Raw genomic sequence first — 25,148 nt, forward strand, 5'->3', positions numbered from 1 at the left:
TATCTTTTAGCCCAGATAGCAATGAAAATCCTTTTTATCAGGAACATGTTTCAGGAACATGAAACAGGTTCCTGATATAAAGATTGCAATGAATAGCTGGAATAGCTCCAAATAAAAAAGCCAAACATAAATGCTTGGCTTTAAATATATAATATTGTGAAACGTTTTAGTCAGCTAAAATAATCACTTTATTGTCTTTCATTTCTAACGTTCCAGAAGAAATCGCTAGTGTATAATTTTGATCATTAATCTTCGTGAAGATCGCTGATGCTTCTTTACTTAATTGGAAAGATGGAGCTGAAATACTCACGATTCCCTTTTCAAGTATTGAAACGATTGGCGCGTGATTACTTAATATTTGGAAGCTACCATCAACACCTGGTACAGCTACTGAAGTAACTTCTGCTTTAAATAAAGATGCCTCTGGTGATACTATTTCTAATAACATATTTTTGTAGTTAAAGGTTTAAAAGCTTAAAGTTTAAAGTTGCTTGTGAACCTTAAACTTTAAACCTTAAACTATTTTTTAAGCTTCTGCTAACATTTTTTCTCCAGCTTCGATAGCCTCTTCGATAGTACCTTTAAGGTTGAATGCTGATTCTGGCAAGTGATCTAATTCACCGTCAATAATCATATTGAATCCTTTGATAGTATCTTTGATATCTACTAAAACTCCTTTCAATCCTGTAAACTGCTCTGCTACGTGGAAAGGTTGAGATAAGAAACGTTGTACACGACGTGCTCTAGAAACCGCTAATTTATCTTCTTCAGATAATTCTTCCATACCAAGAATCGCGATAATATCTTGCAATTGCTTGTATTTTTGAAGAATTTCTTTCACTCTTTGTGCACAGTCATAATGCTCATCACCAAGAATTTGTGGTGTTAAGATACGAGAAGTAGAATCTAACGGGTCAACCGCTGGATAAATACCTAGCTCAGCAATCTTACGAGACAATACTGTTGTTGCATCAAGGTGAGCAAACGTTGTTGCTGGTGCCGGGTCAGTTAAATCATCTGCAGGTACGTAAACCGCTTGTACAGATGTAATAGATCCTTTGTTTGTAGATGTGATACGCTCTTGCATCGCTCCCATTTCTGTAGCTAATGTTGGTTGGTATCCTACTGCAGATGGCATACGACCTAAAAGTGCCGAAACCTCAGAACCTGCTTGAGTAAAACGGAAGATATTATCAACAAAGAATAATACATCTTTACCTTGATCAGTTCCTGCACCATCACGGAAATATTCAGCGATAGATAATCCAGAAAGTGCTACACGAGCACGAGCTCCTGGTGGCTCATTCATTTGTCCGAAAACGAAAGTAGCTTTTGACTCTCTCATTCCTGGTAAATCTACTTTAGATAAATCCCATCCTCCATTTTCCATAGAGTGCATGAATTCATCACCGTATTTTATAATACCTGACTCTAACATCTCACGAAGTAAGTCATTTCCTTCACGTGTTCTTTCTCCTACTCCTGCGAATACTGAAAGTCCACCGTGACCTTTTGCGATATTGTTAATCAACTCTTGAATCAATACTGTTTTACCAACACCGGCTCCACCAAACAATCCAATTTTACCCCCTTTTGAGTAAGGCTCAATTAAATCGATTACTTTAATACCTGTGAATAAAACTTCTGATGAAGTTGATAAATCTTCAAATTTAGGAGCTTGACGGTGAATTGACATTCCGTTTACACCAGTCTTAGGCAATTCAGGTAAACCATCGATTGCATCACCAATTACGTTGAACAAACGTCCGTAAACATCTGCTCCAATTGGCATTTGAATTGGGTTTCCAGTACCTACTACTTCATAACCTCTACTCAAACCATCTGTTGAGTCCATTGAAATGGTACGAACAGTGTTCTCTCCGATGTGAGATTGTACTTCAAGTACTAATAAAGTACCATCTTTTTTTGTGATTTCTAATGAATCATAAATTTTTGGAAGTTCAACATCTTTACCGTTGAAAACTACATCAACTACTGGACCAATGATTTGCGCAACTTTTCCTATTACTTTTGACATTACTTATGTATTTATTAAATAGCTATTTAGGTTTATGAAATAAAACTAATCGAAACTTATCGATTACATCCTTTTTTCAGAGTGCAAAGATAATTTTTTAAAATAAAAAATCAATAATTTTTTACATAAAAAACTTTAAGATAAAAATAAGCAATCTAAAACACTCTTACGCACTCTATTTTATTGGAAATGAAAGCCATAATATTTAAAAACAGTTCGGTTTCACCTCTACACTAACTTTCCCGTTATTGAATTACTTTTGGAAACAATATTTGGTAAAGACTTAAATCTATCTTTTTCAATGTTGCCCCATACTTTTCATTTATTGCCGTGCTAAATGCGTTTGCTATTAAAGCATAACCTCTAGGACTTGGATGTATTCCGTCCAATGAAAAACCACCTCCTGTAACATAAGCAGATGTAGTTGTAAAACCATTCGCTACGATACCTCCCGTTGACAGCTGTGTCATAATAGCCTTAGTATCAACAAATGCCAATCCTTTTGAGTCTGCTGCCGCCTTAATACTTACATTGTAGGCATCTGTAGCCAATTTAATTTCAGAAATCTCTGATGGAATCAAAACATGAGTATCTTGCAATGGAAAAGTAATTCCAAACTTATTTAAAGGGGAAGGCGGAGCCATCCCAAGACCAGAATTACTAGTAGTAGGAGCCGCCCCAATAACTGACTGAGTAGGTAATAGAATTAAATCAGTAGCAGTAGCTTGACGTGCCTGACCAAAAACAGCACCGTAAAAAGCTGCTGTTTGCGCTCCTAACGAAGGAGTAAAAGCAGCAGTTAATTGAGCAGATAAATTAGGTAATGATTCGTCTTTAATTAATAATGGATTTGAAGTCGTGGCAGATAGTAATTTAATACGATCACTAGCCCCAAAAGCTGTTAAAGCAGCATTTAGAGGTCCATACAATAAAGTGTTGAGCTGTGCCACTGTTGCCTCTCCTACTGCAACATTTCCTCCTCCAAGCACAGTAACAGATATAGGATTGTATGGAACTGTTTTAAAATAAGGAAGCGTATTAACATAAGGCAGATTAGCCACAACGCCTTTAGCTCCATTAGCAGTTAAATTAGTCACCAAACTCGAATATATATTTGCAAAAACCGCAGGATCAGTGATATCACTTGAACCGTAAGTAGCAGGGTTTGCATTACCCGTTTGATTTACACCAACTCCACCAGATGTAGCATAACCAAGAACATCGTTACCACCAATCCATAGAGAAAAAAATGTTGGCGCTTGTACCAAGGCGTCTGCTATCACAGTTGCAGTATTTGAAGTTGCAAATCGAGCATAGTAAGGATTTGCAGCTCCGGCTGGCACCCCTGCAAAACTTCCATATCCCGGAGCTACTAAATGATAACTCTTAGCGCCTGGAACTCCTAAATTATTGAAGGGCCCGCTAATACGAGCTGTAACTTCAGTAGTGGGAGCACCATCAACGGGAGCGGGACCTGCACCATTAAAATACAATCTTACCGCAGCTACTGGATTACCAGCAAATAATAACCCCCCAATATTATCAGACACTAATGGAGTCTTGAATTCACCTCCACCTGCCTCAACAAATTGCTGCGCTAATAGATTAGGGTACGCGCCTTGTTGCCCTTTTATAAACAGAGCACCATCACTGTATCCAGCTGCAAAAGAATCTCCTAATGCAACATATTTACTAAATACTGCCGAACCTGGAGTTGCAGCTGCTTCGGTCATTGAATCATTTGAATCATCACTACTACAAGCTACCATAGATAAAGAGACTAATAGTAGCGCTTTTATATTTTTTATCATTTTTAGATGTTTTTATTTTATTAAGAAATACTGTCAGTTTACGGAGTAATGGTCCATGAAGCAAAATATTGCTGACCAATTAGACCTGCACCCAATACTTGAGCATATTCTTTTCCTCCAATATTAGCAGCACCAATTTTTAATATTGACTTTAGTTTAGGAAAACTATAATTCACCTGAGCATCAACAACGGTAGCAGCATCAATCATACCGTCAACCATAGAAGATTGCCACAAATAAGAGCTGCTGTATCTAGCACTGATATTGAAACCAAAGTTCTCAAATAATTTTTCGTTTCCAAACGATGCTTTAACTCTGTGTTTAGGTGTATTGAATCCTGCTTCAAAACTAGGGTCCTTTGATTGATCAAAACTAAAATCTGCGTAGTTGTAATTTACACTTACCTCAAAATCTCTGTAAACTTTTCTACCCAGACCTATTCCGAAACCTAGGGATTTAATTTCTAAAGGTGTATTAGTATACAATTGAAAAGTACGTGTATTGCCACTTTGCAATGCTTGTAAAGCTTTTGGCCCTTCTGGATTTGTTAACCCACCACCATCTAAAGCTTGCCCATATAAAGGAGTAATAACATTTAAATTACCTATAAAATTGTTATAGACATTATAGTAACCGTTAATATCAATAGACGTTTTATTGATAAATGATCTATAACCTAATTCAATCGCCTTAACCTCTTCTGGCTTTACTAAATTAGCATTAGTTTTTTGCAGTAAGGCAGGATTTCCCGCTGCCGCAAATGCTAAAACGGATGAAGCAAGGTAAGAGTTATTATACGCTCTTGTACCATCGATAGTTTGAGAACCATTTCCGTTGTTAAGTACCTTACCTACATCACCTTTAATATCTATTGTCTCTACAAAACGTGTTAAGTTGTCTGGAGCAGAACCTAATAATACTGCACTTCCAACATTAAACCCAATATATTGATCTTGCGTAGATGGATTTCTAAAACCCGTTTGAAACGAAGCTCTAAAATTATGTTTTCTACTTTCGCCACCCGAGTAAACAAATGAAACCCTAGGCGAAACATTTCCATCAAAGTTCTTAGATTTATCATAACGCACAGATCCTGTAAACTTTAACCGATCATCTATCATTTTTTTAGATACTTGCGTATAAGCACCGTACTCATTATATAAAATAGGACCATCAGCATCTGTATAAATTCTACCATGAGAATTCAGCTCGTACTGCCTGTAAGAACCTCCAACTTGTATTTCAGCAAATTCTATTAGATCCTTAAAGTTGTAATTGGCATCAGAATGGTAGATTCTTGAATTGTCTACTAATTTAGAACCTGTAAGCACATCTTCCCCAGATATAACTTTATTAAATGCATTTTTAAAACCCTGAGTACCTGGAAGCAATCTTGTTCCTCTTGGGTCGTTTCCATTAATATTTGGAGTTAATACCAATCCTCCAATTAAGCCGGAAGGGCTAATGTTGTAATCAGCAAAATTTCTAGCTGCACTATGAGCAACTTCAGGTTTTTGACCAGCTAAAGTAGCATTAGCAAATGCATTTCCATAATCTGTAAACCAGTTCGTATCCGACTTCCATTGTCGATTGATATTTATCCCCGTAAACAACATATCGTACGATTCACCACCGTCCTCAGTAGTGGTATATCCTCTCACAAAAAAGTTCTTACCTTTAACTTCTAGCTTGTGCTGCTGCATGAAAAAGTTATTCAAATAATATCTGTTGGCCCCTTGATAAACAGCGTTACCATAACCAAACTTACTCTGCCAAATCACCTCTAGATTTTCGTCCCCTAAAGGTCTATAATGTAAAGAGAAATCGATTTTAGTATTACTTGCTTTATTATCAGTAAGATCTGTTTCATTATAACCAGTCCTTGAAATTTTTTCAGAAGGCAATGTTGGCGCAGCTATTACAGTAGACACCTCGTCACCATACACATTAATACCGTCATAGCCGTAATGGCTTCTATCTCTTCCTGCAACAGTTCTATCATCTGTATTTGTAGCAAACCAGTCTGTACCGCGCATGTAGGTAAAGTTAGCTTTGGCTGCAATTTTCGGACTGAAAGCATGTGCTAAACGAATTCCGTAATCAATGTAATCATTGTTTCCGGCAGCTTTTTGAGAAGTCTGTCCAAATTTTGCATAAGCCGTTATTCCAGGACTTGTGAATGGATTTTTACTCGTCATAAATAAAATACCATTAAAAGCATTTGCACCATACAATGCAGAAGAAGCACCTGGCAAAAGCTCTACACTTTGAACATCAATTTCTGAAATACCAATCATATTTCCTAAAACGAAATTTAATAAGGGTGAAGCGTTATCCATACCGTCAACCAATTGCATAAAACGAGTATTGGCTACAGTAGCAAATCCACGAGTGTTAATCGATTTGAAAGACAAACTACTAGTATTCATTTGCACCTCTTTCATATTTTCTAGACCATCATAAAAAGAAGCAGATGCCGATTTTTTAATATCAGCAACTCCCATTCTTTCAATGGTAACGGGAGACTCTAATACACGCTCCGGAGTACGAGAGGCCGACACTACAATCTCATTTAACAGGTTATCTTCTTCGCTCAAAACCACAACAACTTTCTGATTTTTACTCGTAATTGTTAATTTTTTCGATTCAAAACCAACGCTAGAAATTTCAATTGAAAATGGTAATTTACTAGAAGTTTTTAAAATAAAATTTCCTTGTGCATCAGTAACCGTACCATCTGAACTACCCACTACTGTTACATTAGCCCCTATAATTGACTGCTTGGAACTTTCTTGCACCATCCCTGACACAGAATTTTGCGCAAAGCTGATATTTGCAAAGAATGCGATTAAAATAATTAGATAATTTCTCATTTAATGCCCCGTTTTAAGATTAGTCCAACTAAACTACATTAAAATTTTTAAATTAACAATTATTTAAGACAAATATTATACATATGTTAAATTTTAGTTTAAGATCTCAAGTCAAATGACATTCAAAAATTCTACTAAAACAGCTAAAAACAAAAAAACGAGATGTTAACACATCTCGTTTTTTAAACTTTATTTTGGAAGAGTACTACTCTACAGTAACCGATTTAGCTAAATTTCTAGGCTGATCCACATTACATTCTCTCATAACAGCAATGTGGTATGATAATAACTGCAAAGGAATTGTTGTCAATAATGGAGACAAAGCATCCGAAGTTTCTGGGATTTCAATTACGAAATCAGCAAGTTTACGAACCTCAGTATCCCCCTTAGTTACAACAGCAATAATTCTACCGCTTCTAGATTTTATCTCTTGAATATTACTTACAATTTTATCGTAATGCCCTTTTTTTGGTGCGATTACTACAACCGGCATTTGTTCATCAATTAAAGCAATAGGACCATGTTTCATTTCAGCCGCTGGATATCCTTCTGCATGGATGTATGAAATTTCTTTTAATTTCAACGCACCCTCTAATGCAACAGGAAAGTTATATCCTCTACCTAAGTAAAGACAGTTAGGAGCATCAATAAATGTCGCTGCAATTTCTTTAGCAATATCATTAGTACCCAATGCTTCTTTTACTTTTTCAGGAATTAATTCTAATTCTTGAAGATACATGTGGTAATCTGTATTTGACAAAGTTCCTTTTGCTTTTGCTAAACGCAAAGCAATCATCGTTAGTACAGTAATTTGAGTTGTAAATGCTTTTGTTGAAGCTACTCCAATTTCTGGACCAGCGTGTGTATAAGCACCTGCATGTGTTTCTCTAGAAATAGAAGAACCCACGACATTACATACACCAAAAACAAATGCACCTTTTTCTTTAGCTAATTTAATAGCCGCCATAGTATCAGCCGTTTCACCTGATTGTGAAATAGCAATCACTACATCTTTAGGACCTATGATAGGATTTCTATATCTAAATTCAGAAGCATATTCTACCTCAACAGGAACTCTTGTAAATTCTTCAAAAATATATTCTGCTACTAATCCTGCATGCCATGATGTTCCACATGCCACTATAATAATACGATCAGCGTTTAAGAATTTCTCTAAGTTATCCTCGATCCCAGCCATACGAATAATTCCTTCGTTAGCAAGTAGTCTCCCTCTATAAGTATCCTTAATCACACTAGGCTGCTCATAAATTTCCTTAAGCATAAAATGATCGTACCCTCCTTTTTCAATTTGCTCTAAATTCATTTTAAGCTCTTGAATATAAGGATCAACTAAACTATCATCTTTAATTTTTCTAACTTTCATCTGCTTATGAAGTCGGATATTTGCCATCTCTCCATCCTCAAGATAAACTGCATTAGAGGTATATTCGATAAAAGGAGAAGCATCAGAAGCGATAAAATACTCTCCTTCTCCAATTCCAATTGCCAAAGGACTACCTAAACGGGCAGCAACGATTTCATTCGGATTTTTTTTATCAAAAACTGCAATTGCATATGCACCTACAACTTGATTTAAAGCTACTTGAACCGCTTTTCCTAATTTTAATTTCTCTTTCTTTTGAACCTCTTCAATTAGATTAATTAAAACTTCAGTGTCTGTATCAGAATGAAACACATATCCTCTTTTAATTAACTCTTCTTTTAAAGGTGCATAATTTTCTATAATTCCGTTATGAATAATAACTAAATCACCTGAATTAGAAACATGTGGGTGTGAATTCACATCGTTAGGAACTCCATGAGTAGCCCATCTTGTATGCCCAATACCAATTGTACCGCTCATATTAATAGCAGCTGATTTTTGTTCAAGATCAACCACCTTACCTTTAGTCTTACTAACTACGATATCATTTCCGTCATAAATCATTACTCCTGCACTATCGTACCCTCTGTATTCTAAACGCTGCAACCCTTTAATTACTATAGGATAAGCTTCTCTATGACCTATATATCCAACAATTCCACACATATATTACTTATTAGATTTTGTATAATAAATTTCCAATTTTAATCTTTTATCAGCACTAACTGCTTTTGAACCATATAAAACAACTCCTTGCGGACTCATAACAGATGCCGTAGCAACATCTTCAATGGTGCTATTTGCCACTTTTAACTTACTTGTAGATATTGTATTAATATCCTCTGTAACAACCACACCTAATTTTACATTAGTAGAATCTTGGTTTTTAATTAAATTTCTAATTTGGTCTGTGATCCTGATCTTATAAGTATTATCACTTTCTGTAGTTTTATTTAGCAAACCATTAAATATAAGCTTACTTGCTTTAAGCGATGTACCAGCTGTAAGATCTGTAGCATGATCTACAACTCTAGTGCTATTATCAACATCATATAGATATATTCTATTCACCTTAGCATCACTCCCTGAAGTTGTGGCATCAACATGAAAAACAAGATTCGCTTCGTTTATTAACCAATTATTTGATCTAAGAATGTCTAATTCATCTGCAACCCCATTAGGTGTACCTGTTTTACCATCTGACCCATATAAATCTTTACCAAATAATTCTACAATTGCCATTGATCCTTGACCGCCCTTTAAATATAACTTCTCATCGCCAGTAATCTTGTTTGCATTTGTTGTGGCATCAGTATACGCAGCTTTTTTATTGCTCTCTTGCAGTAAGCTAACCGTGTTTCCAGTTAAATTAATAACAACTGACTTGTCTACACGAGTAGCATCAGTTAAAGATGTGTCTTCCTTATAATTAATTGTGATTTTACCCTCACTAAAATTTAACATTGCTAAAGCTGACGGGCTAGTTCCAGATTTTTCAACTTTAAAGTATAGCCCTCTAAAGTAATCTCTAAAAGTATCTGCCGTTGTTAATTTACCTGAATTAGCAGCATCAATTATTTTAGTTTTAAAGTAAGCCTTGTTTAAATTCAATCGCATGCCTGGCTTTGTTCTAGTAACTGTAGTTACTCCATCAGTAGTTACTGATGATTTATATTCTGCAGCACTAAATACGAAAGCGTCATTTTCAGTTACATCAGTAGCGTCGTTTAAACGAGCACCCACCTTTGAATTATCGAAATCAGAATTTTGATCTGTATAATATTTTTGTGCTTCTTTAAAACCAGTAGTTGGATCTAAATTACGCATGAAATATCCCGACTCATAAACGCTTAATTTTATTTTTGCATCAGATGGACCATAGATAGAATCTAACTCGTAAGTACTATCACCATTAACATCAATTGTTTTTTGTACACTAAAATATGGTATTGTCAAAACAACACTTTCAATCACGGGGTTGTTACCAAATGTAGGCGCTACAGTTTGCAAAGCAACTTGTGTATTAAAATTAGCCGTTGTAGTACCAAATGCCTCTGTGTCATAAATACCTAACGCGTTAACCGGAAGGTTATTTGATTGCACCGCACTAATCTTTTGATTGTACGCAATCACCTCTGAAGTCAACTTTTCAAAACCAAAATGGTCGTCTCCTACTATTCCGTCACCTATTGTATTCACATCTTTATCACATGAGAATAAAGAAATAGCAACCGAGGCTAAAAGGATTTTCTTAAAAAAAGAACTATTAAACATACACTAAAAAAAATTAAATTTATTATACCTCGTTGTTGTAAAAGTTGATATATGCTTCAGCAAAAGCATCTTTAGCGACGTAAGGTAAAAAAGGTTTCCCTGAAGCTTCTATATATTTTGTTAAACTTGATGACACTCCTTCTGAAGCAATAATTACTCCGTCAGAATGATCAATTGTCGCTTTAATAATACTCTCATAATCTGGGTTTTTTAAATTCTCAATAGCATCTAATGGCACACCATCTAATTGAATTTTATTAACCATCTCTGCATCTAAAGTTCCTTCAAAAGACTGACTGTAGACAGAAGTGATTATTTTAGTATCAGAAAACAAAGCTTCATTTTTATAATAATGCTTCATATAAATTGGTAACATTGCTGCCATCCAACCATGAACATGAATAATATCTGGAACCCAATTTAATTTCTTAACCGTCTCTACAACTCCTTTTGCAAAGAAAATAGCACGCTCATCATTATCGGCATACATCACACCATCTTCATCAGCAAATGTAGCCTTTCTCTTAAAGTACTCTTCGTTATCAATAAAGTAAACTTGAATACGCTCTTTTGGTATAGACGCAACCTTAATAATTAAAGGCATATCTAGATCATTCACCACCAAGTTCATACCTGAAAGCCTAATCACTTCATGTAATTGATGCCTTCTCTCATTTATATTCCCGTATCTCGGCATGAAAATTCTTATTTGTCCACCTTGATCGTTAACCATCTTTGGCACGTCATAAGACATTAAAGAAACTTCATTCTCAGCTAAATAAGGCACCACTTCAGATGATACGTATAATATCCTCTTATCTTTCATATTGTAATTTGCTTAGTTTATTGGTAATAAAAACCACGCAAAATTACAAAATTTTATGCAGTTATTAACTAATATATTATGTTTGCATATAATTTAAATAAAATAACGATGCATATTTTCAATGGAAAAGCCAATTTAATAGCTCATTTATCAGCTATTAAGACTAGTAATTCCACTATTGGCTTTGTTCCCACAATGGGCGCTCTACATCAAGGACACCTGTCGTTAATGCAACAATCTACATCAGAAAATACTTTCACAGTAGTTAGTATATTTGTAAATCCAACCCAGTTTAACAATCCTGACGATCTTTTAAAATATCCACGAACGCTTGACCAAGATGTGGCCAAAATAAACGCATTTAATTCTAGTATTATTGTCTTTGCTCCTTCTGTAAACGATATTTATGAAGAGAATGTATCTTCTGACTCTTTCGATTTTGATGGATTAGAAAATCAAATGGAAGGTAAATTTCGACCTGGACACTATGACGGCGTAGGAACAATTGTAAAAAAATTATTCGAAATAGTTACTCCCACCACAGCCTATTTTGGCGAGAAAGATTTTCAGCAATTGCAAATCGTCAGAAAGATGGTTGAAAAAAACAATTTATCTATTAAGGTTATTGGCTGCGACATTTTTAGAGAGGCAAACGGCCTTGCAATGAGTTCGCGTAATGAAAGATTAACTGCCGAACATCGGGAAGAAGCGTCATTTATCTACAAAACTTTACTAGAAGTTAGAGAAAAATTTTCCACTCATACAGCAGCGCAAATTAATGAATGGGTTGAAGAAATCTTTACTAAAATTCCTTCATTCGAATTAGAATATTTCCAAATTGCAGATGAGGAAACTTTATTACCTTTGGACAAAAAAATTGACACAAAAACCTATCGCGCTTTTATAGCCGTTTTTGTGAATAATATTCGATTGATAGATACCATTTCATTAAATTAATATATTTTTGTAGCATGCAAATTCAAGTATTAAAATCAAAGATCCACAGAGTCAAAGTAACAGGAGCCGATTTAAATTATATCGGTAGTATTACTATAGACGAAACACTTCTAGAGGCTTCAAATATTATCGAAGGGGAAAAAGTTGCCATTGTTAACATCAACAATGGAGAACGTTTTGAAACTTATGCGATAAAAGGAAAAAAAGATTCTGGTGAAATAACGTTAAATGGTCCTGCTGCCAGAAAAGTTCAAAAAGACGATATAATTATTATTATATCATACGCGACTTTAGAATTTGAGGAGGCTAAAACATTTAAACCATGGATTATTTTTCCTAATGAAAACGACAATTCGTTAACTTAGAAGTTTAAAAATTATAATAATCCCCATTGAAAAATATTTTTGATGGGGATTTTTTTATTCGCTTAAAGCAAAAATCACGCTGACTTACACTATTTTAGCAACAGCATAAAATTTTCAATAATTAATATCTCATGGCAAAAGTTAAAACAAGTTTTTTCTGTCAAAGTTGTGGCGCACAATATTCTAAATGGCAAGGTCAATGCAATTCTTGCAAGGAATGGAATACTATAGCCGAAGAAATAATTCAAAAACAAGAAAAAGTAGCTTGGAAAACAGAGCCTACGGTACAAAGTAAAGCACCAAAACCGCTTAGAATTAACGAAATCGACTCTACTCAGGAGATTCGAATGAATACAACTGACTCGGAATTAAACAGAGTTTTAGGTGGTGGAATTGTCCCTGGATCACTAACGCTATTAGGTGGGGAACCTGGGATAGGAAAAAGCACCCTTTTACTTCAAGTTTCTTTAAAATTACCGTATAAAACGCTGTACGTATCTGGCGAGGAGAGTCAAAAGCAAATAAAAATGCGCGCGGAAAGAATTACTCCTACGAGTGATAATTGCTATATTTTAACAGAGACAAAAACGCAAAATATTTTCAAACAAATTGAAGCTATTCAACCTGAGATTGTCATTATAGATTCTATTCAAACGCTGCATACTGATTATATCGAGTCGACTGCGGGAAGTATTTCTCAAATTAGAGAAACTACTGCTGAACTTATAAAATTTGCTAAGGAGACCAATATCCCTGTAATTTTAATAGGTCACATCACAAAAGACGGAAACATTGCCGGACCCAAAATCTTAGAGCATATGGTTGATACTGTACTGCAATTTGAAGGTGATCGAAATCATGTGTATCGCATTTTAAGATCCCTGAAGAATCGTTTTGGTTCAACAGCGGAAATCGGAATTTATGAGATGCTAGGTAGTGGTTTACGAGAAGTTTCAAACCCATCAGAAATTTTAATTTCTCACAAAGATGAAGAACTTTCAGGAACCGCTATCGCCACAACTTTAGAAGGAATGAGACCGTTGATGATCGAAATTCAATCGCTTGTAAGTACGGCCGTTTATGGTACACCTCAACGTAGCACAACGGGTTATAACGCTAAAAGATTAAATATGATATTAGCTGTTTTAGAAAAAAGAGCTGGTTTTAGGCTTGGTGCCAAAGACGTGTTCTTGAACGTCACAGGAGGAATATCGGTAGATGATCCTGCTATAGATTTAGCAGTAGTTGCAGCAATTTTATCAAGTAATGAAGATATTCCCGTGAACAAAGATTTTTGTTTTGCTGGAGAAGTAGGACTTTCTGGTGAAATTAGACCTGTAAATCGTGTGGATCAAAGAATTCAGGAAGCTGAGAAATTAGGTTTTTCGACCATATTCGTATCAAAATACAACAAAATTGCATTGAAGAATCCAGGAATTAAAATCCAATTAGTAACAAAAATTGAAGATGTTGCTAGTATGTTATTTGGTTAAAATCTATAAATCAATTATTAAGAATTAGATATTAAAAAAGAAGCACGCTATTTTAGTCAAATGCTTCTTTTTAAACCAAAATGATTTCATCACATTGCCACCAACTTTATCTATTTACACACAAGTAAATGAAAAATAAGAAGAAAATAATAGTTATTATAGTATCAAGTATTTTAGGATTGCTCTTAATTACTATAAGCGGATTTTTTATATTTAGAGATCAATTGCTTACGCAAGCTATCGCGAAAACAACCAGTCATCTAGATCAAAAATATGATAGTATACTCCTTATTGGTAAGGTGGAGTTTACCAATTTCAACGGAATTAGGTTGACTAATATTAGTTTGAAACCTAGAGCCGCTGATACATTGTTTGACATTGATAATATGGAAACTAGCATTAATTTCTGGCGGTTATTTACGGGTGATATTCAACTAGGGACCTTAAAAATAAATAATGGTTATGTCCAACTAATTAAAAAGGGCAATATTAAAAACTTTGCCGCCTTTTTAAAAAAGGACAGTACAGCGGTGCAAAGTGATGATAAGAAAAATTATGCTGATTTTGCGTATCGAATCATCACCACAGCTTTAAACTTGGTTCCCACCGATATGAAAATTGAGAATCTAAAATTCAAATTAGATGACAATGGTAAAAAAGCCACTATTGACATCAAAAAATTGATTTTGGCCAATTCACAAATGGAAACTGCAATAAACGTTAAAACAAATACATTTACCCAAAGATGGAAAATCAAAGGTTATGCAGATCCTAGAAATAAAAAAGCTGATTTACAATTTTTTAATAGAGATACTGGAGCCATTAAAGTTCCTTATTTTGACGAACGCTATAATCTTATTTCGAGTTTTGACTCTATTCGATTAAATATTAAAAACATAGATAAAAGTGGTGGTCAATTGCACATTGATGGTTTCACATCGATTGCAAACTTAAAAGTAAACCATCCTAAGATAGCAAGTAAAGATGTCCTTATCAAGAAAGCTAGATTTGATTATCGCTTTTTATTAGGAGCTAATTCCATTGCTATTGATAGTAGCTCCACAGCACAATTCAATCAAATTAAATTTCGCCCTTACTTATCAGTCGACACCGAAGAAGATACTATATACAAACTCAAGGTAGTAATCCCAAGAATGAAAGCGCAGCACTTCATTAATTCACTACCTGATGGATTATTTACAAATTTTCAAGGGATGCAAGCACTAGGAAATTTTGATTATAAACTCAATTTTCAGTTTAATAAAAATAAACCTGATGAGCTGGTTTTTGACAGCAATATTAATAAAGAAAATCTCAAAATAATTAAATATGGTGAGGCAAACCTAACCAAACTAAATGGTGAGTTTATCTATCGAGCCATTATCGACAATGTATTGCAAAGACCTGTTTTAGTAGGGAATGCAAATCCAAATTACACTCCCATGTCGGCGATATCACCCTACTTAAAAAAATGTGTACTTACAACTGAAGATCCTTCCTTTTTTTCACATCACGGGTTTATCAATGAAGCATTTAAGCAGTCGATTGTAAAAAACATTAAAACTAAAAAATTCTCAAGAGGAGCAAGTACTATAAGCATGCAGCTGATTAAAAATGTGTTCCTAACGAGAGAAAAAACACTGTCACGCAAGCTCGAAGAGATTTTACTCGTCTATATTTTAGAAAATAATCGCATTGTGAGTAAAGAACGCATGCTAGAAGTCTATTTTAATATTATCGAATGGGGACCTAATGTCTATGGAATTGGAGAAGCAAGCCAGTTCTATTTTCAAAAACAGCCATCCCAGTTAACCTTTAATGAATGTTTGTACTTAGCGAGAATAATTCCAAGTCCGAAAAAATTCATGTATCAATTTAATGCTGAAGGAAGATTGAAAGAATCTGCCGCACAACAAGAGCGTTTTTTAACAAACATCATGCTTAAAAGAGGGCTGTTAGCTTCAGACGATACCATATATAAATCTTTGCCTTTATATATATCAGGGCCAGCACAATCTTATCTTAGAATAAAAGTTCAAGATAGTATCCCAAAAGATTCTCTTAACATTGTCAATGAATTCAATTTTTAAAATGCTACAATTTTAGCTAAAATAAATGGACAATACATTTTCAGTAACCCTACTTATCATAGGCATCGTTCAATTTATTATTGGTTTGATCGAATATGTCTTTCCTCCTTTGGCTCAATCTTCTTTCTATTTGATATCATGGGATTTTTTGTTGCCGTAACGATTACAACAATATTCGGAATCATAATTTATATAAAAACTGAAAAAGCAATTAAAGATAAGTATTGAAAAAACTAGCATTTTTAAAATATAAAAGGCTCTACAAATCACGTCTGTAGAGCCTTTTTAAATTTCGAAAATTATTATTATTATTATGGCGCTGGATTAGGAATCAACTCTTGGACTTTATTTATCTCTTTAAGAATATCATCAGTCAACGTAACATTGATTGTGTCGATATTTTCCTTTAATTGTTCCATTGTCGTTGCACCAATAATTGTACTAGTTAAAAAAGGTTGCTGCTCAATAAAAGCTAAAGCTAGCTCCGTTAATGTCAAGCCATTTTTAACTGCAATTTCATGATACAATTTTGTAGCCTCAGTTGATTGTGCACTACTATACCTTGTATATTGCGGAAATAAGTTAACACGTGCTTTTGGGTGATGCTCACCAGTTAAAAATTTACCAGAAAGCACACCAAAACCCATTGGCGAATAAGCCAACAAACCTACGTTCTCACGAAAACAAATTTCAGAAGAATCACTTTCAAAAAGACGATTCAACAATGAATACGGATTTTGAATTGTTTTAATTTTTGGTAAATTATGGTATTTATGTTCTTCTAGAAAACGCATAATTCCCCACGCATTTTCATTAGAAACCCCAATGTTTCTAATTTTTCCCTCTTTAACAAAACCTTCAAGAGTGGTCAATACTTCGTGAATATTATCTTTCCACTCATCATCTTGCAACGTAAAACCACGCTGTCCAAAGGTATTTGTTTTGCGTTCTGGCCAATGCAATTGATACAAATCTAAATAATCAGTCTGTAAGCGTTTCAAACTATTATTCAAAGCATATGTAATACTCTCTGGTGAAAAATCAACTTTATCACGCATGTAAGCAAAATTAGGATTTGGACCCGCAATTTTAGACGCTAAAACAACTTGGTCCCTCTTTCCTGATTTTTTCAACCAAGTACCAATCACTTTCTCTGTACTACCGTAGGTTTTTTCACTTGCTGGAATAGAATACATCTCAGCAGTATCAAAAAAGTTTACGCCACGATCAAGCGCATAATCCATTTGAACATGCCCTTCTGCTTCAGTGTTTTGCTGCCCATATGTCATTGTCCCTAGACAAATTTTGCTGACTTTTATATCTGTACTTGGTAAAGTAGTATATTTCATTTTTAATAAGATTCTGATTTACAAGAAATCAAAGTTACAAAGGTTTTATAATAGAAAAGGTTCAAAGAATATCTTTGAACCTAATTTAACTTTTTATTAATAGCTGTCTAGTTAATGTCTTTCAGCATATCTGCAATTTCGTCTAATCTTGGCGTAAGAATAATTTCGATTCTACGGTTTTTTGCTTTTCCATCTGCAGTAGCATTCGAAGCTAAGGGAGCAAATTCGCTTCTTCCAGCTGCAGTCAAGTTTTGTTTGTTTACATCGGCATTTTCACTCAAAATAGCAACTATAGAGGTAGCTCTTTTTGTAGACAAATCCCAGTTATTAGCAATAGGTCCTGAACTAGAGAACCCATCGTTATCAGTGTGCCCTTCAATTAAAACTGAAATATCAGGATTGTCTCCCAATACCTTACCTACTTCAACGACTGCCTTTTTTCCTTCTGGACCCACAGACCAACTACCGGAATTAAAAAGCAATTTATTTTCCATAGAAACATATACTTTCCCATTCTTTTGCTCCACCGTTAACCCTTTTCCTTCAAAACTATTTAACGCACTAGACAAAGTTTCTTTCAGTTTTTTCATTGCTGCTTCTTTTGCAGCTACTAGTGATTCTAGCTCGTCTAATCGTTGTGTACTTTTACTCAAACGCTCTTGCTCAATAGAAAGTGCTTTCGCTTTAGCGTCTAATTCTGCTAGCAAATCACGATTTTTATTCATGTTAGCTTGTAGAGCATCGCTACTATTTTTCTCTAATGCTTTGTAAGACTCTTGCAACAAATTCATTTTAGAATTTAATGCTGCTTGATCAGCAAGTAATTTTTCGCGCTCTGATTTTAATTTCCCCATCTCACTAGTTAGAGAGTCCTTTGTTGTCTCTAAGTGATTTTTATCTAAGGAAAGATCTGCATTTGCATCAGCTAACGTTCTATTTTCCTTTTTTAAATCAGTGTATTTATTTTCTAAATCAGCGTATATTTTTTTTGACACACATGAGCTAGCCATTGTGATTGCCAATATACCTATCGAAATTTTTTTTATCATTTTAAACTTTTTTAAAGTGCAATTCATTTATGCTATTTCTACTAAAACGGGACAATGATCGGAATGTTTTGCTTCGGGCAGAATAACCGCTCTTTTTATCATTTCTTTAAGAGGTTCGCTAACTAAGCAGTAATCAATACGCCATCCTTTGTTGTTTGCCCTCGCTGTAGGAACACGCATAGTCCACCACGTATAATTATCAGGCTCTTTGTTTAAAAAACGAAAGCTATCTACAAATCCATTGTTTAAAAAGTCAGTAAGCCAAGAACGCTCTGCAGGCAAGAATCCAGATACATTTTTATTGCGCACTGGATCGTGGATATCAATTGCTTCATGGCAAATATTATAATCTCCACAAATAACAAGATTAGGAATTTCTAGTTTTAAATTTGTGATGTAATTCTGAAAGTCATCCATGTACATGAACTTGTGATCCAATCGCTCTTTATTGGTTCCTGACGGTAAATACAAACTCATTACAGATACATCATCAAAATCAACACGAATATTCCTACCTTCAAAATCCATGTGCTCGATTCCCGTTCCGTAGACTACATTGTTTGGTTTAACTTTCGATAAAATTGCCACACCGCTGTACCCTTTTTTTGTTGCTGGAAACCAATAGTGATAAGGATATCCTGCTAGCTCAAAATCTGCTAATGGGATTTGTTCTGGAGTGGCTTTAATTTCCTGAAGACAAATTACATCGGGGTCTGCTTGTTGCAACCAAGTGATAAAACCTTTGGAAATCGCCGCTCGAATTCCGTTTACATTATAGGAGATTATTCGCATTTTTTTTCAATTTTGTTTTTCAAAAGTACTAAAAATAAAAAAATATATGGTAGTAAATCCCGAAAATACAGCGTGAAATAGCTAGTTGATAATGTTTTTTTCTATCTTTGTTTTTCGCTCAAAAAATGAAGAATAAATGGGTTTAGTTACCGCCAAAGAAGTTGCAAAAGCAATAAATGCTGAGAAATATGGGGTTTTCGGAACCTTTTCCGGTTGGTTATTAATGAAAGTACTTAAGATATCTACACTCAACAAAGTTTACGACAGAAATAAGCACCTAAAAGATGTTGCTTTTTTAAACGGTATCGTAGACGACTTACAGATAAAATTTGAAATTCCCGAAGAAGATTTAAAAAGACTCCCTAAAGAAGGAGCTTATATAACCATATCTAATCACCCTCTAGGTGGGATCGATGGTGTGCTACTATTAAAATTAATGCTTGAGAGAGAGCCTAATTTTAAAATCATTGCTAATTTTCTTCTACACCGCATTGAGCCTTTAAAAAAATACATCATGCCTGTTAATCCTTTTGAAAATCATAAGGATGTAAAATCGAGCGTGGTAGGAATCAAAGAAACTTTACGTCATTTAAGTGATGGAAAACCGCTAGGGATGTTTCCTGCAGGGGAAGTTTCTAGTTATAAAGATGGGCAACACATGGTTGACAAACCGTGGGAAGAAGGTGCAATCAAAGTCATTAGAAAAGCTCAAGTTCCCGTTGTTCCTATTTATTTTCATGCAAAGAATAGTCGTTTGTTTTATTTGCTTTCGAAAATTAGTGGCACTTTTAGAACTGCAAAATTACCGTCAGAAGTTTTTAGTCAAAAAAACCGTGTGATTAAAGTTCGTGTTGGTAAGGCTATTTCTGTAGCAGAACAAAATGAGCACAAATCATTAGAAAGCTATTCAGAGTTTTTAAGAAAGAAAACATACATGCTTGCTAATCCATTCGAAAAGGAAAGCAAACTGATAAATACACCGCATTTAAAACTACCCAGAAGTCCAAAAGAAATTGCTACACCTGCAAATGGTGACAAAATTATTGCCGAAGTAAAAGCGTTACGCGACACTGACTGTAGGTTACTGCAAAGTAAAAATTACGAGGTCTTTTTTGCTGAGGCCAAAAACATCCCGAGTGTTTTACACGAAATAGGACGTTTACGCGAAATCACTTTTAGAGAGGTAGGCGAAGGAACCAATGAGTCTATAGATTTAGATAAGTTTGACAGCTATTATCACCACTTGTTCTTGTGGGATGATGAAGCCAAAAAAATTGCCGGTGCCTATAGAATGGGGTTAGGATCTGAAATTTTTCCTAAATATGGTATTGAAGGTTTCTATCTAAATGAACTTTTTAGATTCGAAAATGAATTGCATGATATGATGCACAAGTCCATCGAAATGGGACGTGCATTTATCATCAAAGAATACCAACAAAAACCAATGCCTTTATTCCTTTTATGGAAAGGGATTATTCATACTACACTGCGCTTTCCCGAGCACAAATACTTGCTTGGTGGTGTAAGCATTAGCAATCAATTTTCTGATTTCTCTAAATCATTAATGATTGAATTCATGAAATCAAATTACTACGACCCTTATATTGCCCAATATATTCATCCTAAGAAAGCATACAAAGTAAAATTAAAAGACGCCGACAAAGATTTTATATTTAATGAAACTGAAGCCGATCTAAATAAGTTTGATAAAATTATCGATGAATTAGAACCTGGTGTTTTACGTTTACCCGTGTTAATAAAAAAATACATCAAGCAAAACGCAAAAGTGGTTGCTTTTAATGTCGATCCTTTATTCAACAATGCAGTCGATGGTTTAATGTATATAAGAATCGCCGATATTCCAGAAAGCACTATGAAACCAGTTATGGAGGAATTTCAAGCTGAACTCGAAAGAAAATTGGCTGAAAAAGAAGAGTAAATTATCTCCAAATAGATTGCCTTAAAACCTCATCAAACGAATTATTTTTTACGAAGTAAACAATTCGTATTAAGTGATAAGCACCAAGAAAAATAGCCAAACCATAAGCTAATTTTTTATTATAAAGCAATGCGTTAAAATATTCCCTTTTAGTCAAGAGCTCTGTTGTGAGAACAATTATTATTACAAAACAAAACACAATTACAAAAGGGCCCAAAATATGATAATACAAACTCTTAAGCAAATCCCCTTCATAGCAATAGACCAATGATTTTGTGATGCCACATCCAGGACAAGGAAAACCAGTAAGCATCTTGAACGGACAAAGTGATTGATCCGTTTCAAGATGATTATCATGATTAAAAAACATTAAAAACAACGGCACCAGCAGCGTGATTACAGCTGCTATAATTCCGTAGAGTTTACGTTTTGATTTTATACTAACTATAGAGTTTATTAATGTCATTTTGAACAATCATTGCAGCGGCCATAGGGAATAAGAGGCCTAAAACGATTAATAATGTCGAATCATCTTTTTGTGGATATCCAATACGTTTATATACTTGAGGCAAACCTTCTTTACCTGCTAAATAAAAGAAATATATATTTATTGGAAAACAACATCCTGAAAAAATAGCTATCGGTGCCGAGATTACTTCACGGCCTGCAACAGCGTTCAAAACTTCGGCTACCTTCATATTCCAATATATATGATACAATCCACAAGTAATAAAACCTAAGATTAATACCATTATCGGGTCTACTTTAAATACTGGAATTTGATTGTTTGATTGATTCCATTGTTCTGTTTTTGTGGTTTCCATTTTTTTTATGATTAGTTAATTATTTGAATTTATTGAAAAACTTTATCTATCGGTTCCCATAGTTCTATTTTGTTTCCTTCTGGATCTAAAATCCAACCGAATTTCCCATAATCATATGTCTCCATTTCCCCTACAATTGTTACACCCTCATCAGCTAATTTTTTTAACAAATTTTCAAGATTTTCAACTCTAAAATTTTGCATGAATTGCTTTTCGCTTGGCGCAAAATAAGCAGTATCGGCTGCAAAAGGCGACCATTGCGTAGAACAGGCTTCGCCTTCGTTGTTTTTCCACCAAAAGGTCGACCCGTAATCATCTGTTTTTAAACCCAAATGTTTCCCGTACCAAGTTACTAGTTCCTTAGAATTTTCGGCCTTGAAGAAAAAGCCTCCAATTCCCGTTACGCGTTTTTCAACTTTACCCAGTTCCGGCTCCCCAAAATACTTTGCTTTTATTTTATCGACAATTACTTGCGCCAGGCGTTCATGACTTTCAAATGTCCAACCTGCAACATGGGGAGTCAAAATCACATTTGGAGCGTCTAATAGATATTGAAAAGCCTCAGGGGTATCGTTTTCTTGAAATAGTGTTTCAAAAGACAATTTTTCATACTCTAAAACATCAAGTCCTGCTCCTAGCATTTTACCTGCTTTCATAGCAGCAACAAGATCAGTGGTTACGATGTTTTTTCCTCTTGAGGTATTGACAATCCAAAACGGTTTAGCAAAGCCATTTATAAACGCGGCATTCACCATTTTATCCGTCTCGGGCGTCCACGGAAGGTGCAGACTAAGGACTTCTACTTTTTGTTGGAATTCTTCAAAGGAAACTTGCTTCGCATTTCCATCACCTACATTATCTAGAATATCGTAGCACAAGACTTCAACATCAAAACCACGTAGCTTCTTGGCAAATGATTTTCCCATATTTCCGTAACCGATAATTCCTACGGTCTTTCCATCGAGTTCATGCCCACGATTGCTTTCTCGGTTCCAATGTCCGGAACGAATTTCTTTATCGGCTGTGTTTAATTTATTAAAAAGAGAAAGAATCATCCCTAAAGTATGCTCAGCAACAGCATTGCGATTTCCTTCAGGAGCTGCGATTAACGTGATATTTTTGCTTGTAGCATATTCGCAGTCTATGCTTTCTAGTCCAGCTCCTACACGAGCTATGAATTGCAAATTCTTAGCCTTATCTAGAAATTGTTTATCAATCTTAAACCTACTGCGAATGACAATTCCTTGATAGTCGTGAATTTTAGTTTCTACTTCTTCTTTTGTCGAAGTAAAATCGGTGTGATTTGTAAATCCTAACTCTTGCAATTGCTCCATCATAACGGAATTATTGCTATCTATATGTAGTATTTTGATATTTTCAGGATGCAACATTGTATTTATTTTTCTGTTGCTCAAAGTTACAAATTAGAATCAGTATTATTTTCTATTTTGCTTTTATAATTGTACTTCACCATGATGATCATAAATAAACCGAAGATGATAAAATTGGTCATAAATTCCAACGGTTGAACTTGTCAACATCTATAAAACCCCATGTAGCCTGACCTGCAGCAAATATAGTTCCTCCTGCCATAAAAGCCTTCAACATTACTTTATAAAATGGTTTCATGCTTTTATTTTTTTGTATATTCTTTTTGGTAACAATCGTAGCATTCATCATTTAAAAGCAATTTACCTCCTTCTAAAATATACCCTTGACTTGGAATACCAGAAGTATAAACAAGCATTTGTTTTTCTCCACCAAAAATTGATTTTTTAGTCTTGATAGTATACTTTTCGGTAGCTATTAAAGTACCGTCTTCGTATACTTTAATTTCTGTTTTCGAAATGGCAATCTCGCTAATTAATTTTGGCACCACAGTTTTACCGGTAATTCCACCGCTCATCTTAACTAATTGCCATTTGCCTAGAATCGATTCCCCATTCATAACCGAATCACTAGTTGACGAACAGCTAACAATACAAACCAATAATGCAGCAAATAATACAAATTTTTTCATGAGAATTGTTTTTTACCAAAAGGGCCAATATACAAAAATGGCTACATAAAAATTAATAACTAATTATTTTAAAGTGAACGATCTTACAATTACAACTGACGCATCAATGAATAATGATCATGCGTGAGGGATAGCAGCTAGCTACCGAAGTAGCGCGTATAGCCCGACGCCATAAAAAAAAGGGTCTCATCAAGACATTGCTGATGAGACCCTTGTTTTTTATGGGGGCACGCCCAAAATAATATCATTTACCCCTTTATTTTTTTTAATGCTGCTTTGATTCCGCGTATTATTGATGAACTAAAGCCATGCGATTCCATTTCGCTTAATCCTGCTATGGTACAGCCTTGTGGTGTAGTTACGCGATCGATTAATTGCTCTGGATGCACTTGTTCTTCCATCAACATTTTCGCAGCTCCTTTTACAGTTTGTGCCGAAATTTCTAAAGCAGTTTGCCAGTCAAAACCTATTTCGATTCCTGCTTGCATAGACGCTCGAATGTAACGCAATGCAAAGGCAGTTCCTGAAGCAGCTAGCACGGTTGCAGCATCCATTAACTTTTCGTCAATTACTGGAGCTGTTCCTAAATCAGCAAAAAGGCTTACCAATTTCTGACCTTGGGCCGCATTATTTTCATGAAAAGAAATACAAGTAGCCGACTCTCCAAATTGTGCCGCAATGTTTGGCATGATTCGGATAGCTTGATGCTCTTGTCCTATTTTATTTTGCAAAGCTTCTGTAGAAAGTCCCGTTACCGCCGAAGCAATGATTTTATCCTTAATGACTGGTAGAATCTCTGATAAAACCAAATCTACTTGATACGGTTTTACGGTTAAAATCACAATATCAGCTTCTTGAATTGCATGTGTATTATCTGTAGAAAGCGTAATTCCTAACGGTTCTAAATGCTGGATTTTACTAATATTTCTGCGGGTTACCGTGATTTTATGGTTGCTGGAAAACTTAGCAATTCCTATGGCAACAGAGGCCCCTAAATTTCCGCCTCCTATAATGTGAATATTCATTTTTTGTAGTTATTAGTTGGTTGTTATAGTTCAATAGTT

Annotated in this window: 21 protein-coding genes and 1 pseudogene; 6 read left to right on the forward strand and 16 right to left on the reverse strand. The window is 34.9% G+C overall.

The genetic code is table 11. The annotated features are described in order from the left end of the window. Positions 1 to 166: 166 nt before the first annotated feature. The 7 genes from H603_RS0106620 to H603_RS0106650 all read right to left on the reverse strand — a co-directional run bounded on the left by H603_RS0106620 (position 167) and on the right by H603_RS0106650 (position 11,206). Positions 167 to 448, reverse strand: a complete 282-nt coding sequence (locus H603_RS0106620; protein ID WP_026707840.1) for a F0F1 ATP synthase subunit epsilon — start codon at positions 446 to 448, stop codon at positions 167 to 169. 78 nt (positions 449 to 526) lie between these two features. After that, positions 527 to 2,038, reverse strand: coding sequence for a F0F1 ATP synthase subunit beta (atpD, locus tag H603_RS0106625; protein WP_026707841.1), 1,512 nt, complete (start codon positions 2,036 to 2,038; stop codon positions 527 to 529). A gap of 245 nt (positions 2,039 to 2,283) precedes the next feature. Beyond that, entirely contained in the window at positions 2,284 to 3,849 is a 1,566-nt protein-coding gene (locus H603_RS0106630; protein WP_026707842.1) for an SGNH/GDSL hydrolase family protein, read from the reverse strand. A 38-nt stretch (positions 3,850 to 3,887) separates the two neighbouring features. Further along, complete coding sequence (locus H603_RS0106635) at positions 3,888 to 6,722, reverse strand: TonB-dependent receptor domain-containing protein (protein WP_026707843.1); 2,835 nt, start codon at positions 6,720 to 6,722, stop codon at positions 3,888 to 3,890. Positions 6,723 to 6,927: 205 nt separating this feature from the next. Beyond that, a complete protein-coding gene (glmS, locus tag H603_RS0106640; RefSeq protein ID WP_026707844.1) occupies positions 6,928 to 8,772 on the reverse strand; it encodes a glutamine--fructose-6-phosphate transaminase (isomerizing) in 1,845 nt (614 codons plus the stop codon). Positions 8,773 to 8,775: 3 nt separating this feature from the next. Next, positions 8,776 to 10,380, reverse strand: a complete 1,605-nt coding sequence (locus tag H603_RS0106645; RefSeq protein ID WP_026707845.1) for a DUF4270 domain-containing protein — start codon at positions 10,378 to 10,380, stop codon at positions 8,776 to 8,778. 22 nt (positions 10,381 to 10,402) lie between these two features. After that, the gene (locus H603_RS0106650; RefSeq protein ID WP_026707846.1) at positions 10,403 to 11,206 is read right to left on the reverse strand and encodes a glycogen/starch synthase; all 804 of its coding nucleotides are present in this window, start codon (positions 11,204 to 11,206) and stop codon (positions 10,403 to 10,405) included. A 78-nt stretch (positions 11,207 to 11,284) separates the two neighbouring features. Here H603_RS0106650 and panC point away from each other — a divergent pair, with 78 nt between their 5' ends. The 5 genes from panC to H603_RS17730 all read left to right on the forward strand — a co-directional run bounded on the left by panC (position 11,285) and on the right by H603_RS17730 (position 16,271). Then, a complete protein-coding gene (panC, locus tag H603_RS0106655) occupies positions 11,285 to 12,163 on the forward strand; it encodes a pantoate--beta-alanine ligase (protein ID WP_035675588.1) in 879 nt (292 codons plus the stop codon). 14 nt (positions 12,164 to 12,177) lie between these two features. Then, positions 12,178 to 12,528, forward strand: a complete 351-nt coding sequence (gene panD, locus H603_RS0106660) for an aspartate 1-decarboxylase (RefSeq protein WP_026707848.1) — start codon at positions 12,178 to 12,180, stop codon at positions 12,526 to 12,528. A gap of 131 nt (positions 12,529 to 12,659) precedes the next feature. Continuing rightward, positions 12,660 to 14,021 carry a DNA repair protein RadA gene (radA, locus tag H603_RS0106665; RefSeq protein WP_026707849.1) on the forward strand — a complete coding sequence of 454 codons (1,362 nt, stop codon included), beginning with the start codon at positions 12,660 to 12,662 and terminating at the stop codon, positions 14,019 to 14,021. Between the two features lie 128 nt (positions 14,022 to 14,149). Beyond that, positions 14,150 to 16,111 carry a transglycosylase domain-containing protein gene (locus tag H603_RS0106670; protein ID WP_026707850.1) on the forward strand — a complete coding sequence of 654 codons (1,962 nt, stop codon included), beginning with the start codon at positions 14,150 to 14,152 and terminating at the stop codon, positions 16,109 to 16,111. A gap of 25 nt (positions 16,112 to 16,136) precedes the next feature. Next, complete coding sequence (locus H603_RS17730) at positions 16,137 to 16,271, forward strand: hypothetical protein (protein ID WP_262487954.1); 135 nt, start codon at positions 16,137 to 16,139, stop codon at positions 16,269 to 16,271. A 151-nt stretch (positions 16,272 to 16,422) separates the two neighbouring features. On the opposite strand, the gene H603_RS0106675 is transcribed toward H603_RS17730, so the two are convergent. From H603_RS0106675 to H603_RS0106685, 3 genes are all read right to left on the reverse strand, one after another. Then, positions 16,423 to 17,460, reverse strand: a complete 1,038-nt coding sequence (locus tag H603_RS0106675) for an aldo/keto reductase (RefSeq protein WP_026707851.1) — start codon at positions 17,458 to 17,460, stop codon at positions 16,423 to 16,425. Positions 17,461 to 17,567: 107 nt separating this feature from the next. Continuing rightward, entirely contained in the window at positions 17,568 to 18,509 is a 942-nt protein-coding gene (locus tag H603_RS0106680; RefSeq protein WP_026707852.1) for an OmpA/MotB family protein, read from the reverse strand. 27 nt (positions 18,510 to 18,536) lie between these two features. Further along, positions 18,537 to 19,301 carry an exodeoxyribonuclease III gene (locus tag H603_RS0106685; RefSeq protein WP_026707853.1) on the reverse strand — a complete coding sequence of 255 codons (765 nt, stop codon included), beginning with the start codon at positions 19,299 to 19,301 and terminating at the stop codon, positions 18,537 to 18,539. A 136-nt stretch (positions 19,302 to 19,437) separates the two neighbouring features. Between H603_RS0106685 and H603_RS0106690 the strand changes: the two genes are divergently transcribed. Further along, positions 19,438 to 21,240, forward strand: coding sequence for a GNAT family N-acyltransferase (locus tag H603_RS0106690; RefSeq protein ID WP_026707854.1), 1,803 nt, complete (start codon positions 19,438 to 19,440; stop codon positions 21,238 to 21,240). Position 21,241: 1 nt separating this feature from the next. Here H603_RS0106690 and H603_RS0106695 read toward each other — a convergent pair whose 3' ends face one another. The 6 genes and pseudogenes from H603_RS0106695 to proC form a co-directional block, all read right to left on the reverse strand. After that, positions 21,242 to 21,706 carry a DUF2752 domain-containing protein gene (locus H603_RS0106695; protein ID WP_035675593.1) on the reverse strand — a complete coding sequence of 155 codons (465 nt, stop codon included), beginning with the start codon at positions 21,704 to 21,706 and terminating at the stop codon, positions 21,242 to 21,244. Continuing rightward, a complete protein-coding gene (locus H603_RS0106700) occupies positions 21,681 to 22,064 on the reverse strand; it encodes a DUF4234 domain-containing protein (RefSeq protein WP_026707856.1) in 384 nt (127 codons plus the stop codon). The genes H603_RS0106695 and H603_RS0106700 overlap by 26 nt, the downstream gene beginning before the upstream one ends. A gap of 29 nt (positions 22,065 to 22,093) precedes the next feature. Then, complete coding sequence (locus H603_RS17785; RefSeq protein WP_169628288.1) at positions 22,094 to 22,489, reverse strand: VOC family protein; 396 nt, start codon at positions 22,487 to 22,489, stop codon at positions 22,094 to 22,096. Continuing rightward, a pseudogene (locus H603_RS16580) lies at positions 22,490 to 23,455 on the reverse strand (2-hydroxyacid dehydrogenase); the annotation flags it as partial. Positions 23,456 to 23,697: 242 nt separating this feature from the next. Beyond that, a complete protein-coding gene (locus tag H603_RS0106715; protein ID WP_026707857.1) occupies positions 23,698 to 24,084 on the reverse strand; it encodes a hypothetical protein in 387 nt (128 codons plus the stop codon). 248 nt (positions 24,085 to 24,332) lie between these two features. Then, positions 24,333 to 25,109: a pyrroline-5-carboxylate reductase gene (proC, locus tag H603_RS0106720; RefSeq protein ID WP_026707858.1), complete on the reverse strand. Its 777-nt coding sequence runs from the start codon at positions 25,107 to 25,109 to the stop codon at positions 24,333 to 24,335. Between the last annotated feature and the right edge of the window lie 39 nt (positions 25,110 to 25,148).

The sequence above is a fragment of the Flavobacterium frigidarium DSM 17623 genome, from assembly GCF_000425505.1.
Classification (GTDB): domain Bacteria; phylum Bacteroidota; class Bacteroidia; order Flavobacteriales; family Flavobacteriaceae; genus Flavobacterium; species Flavobacterium frigidarium.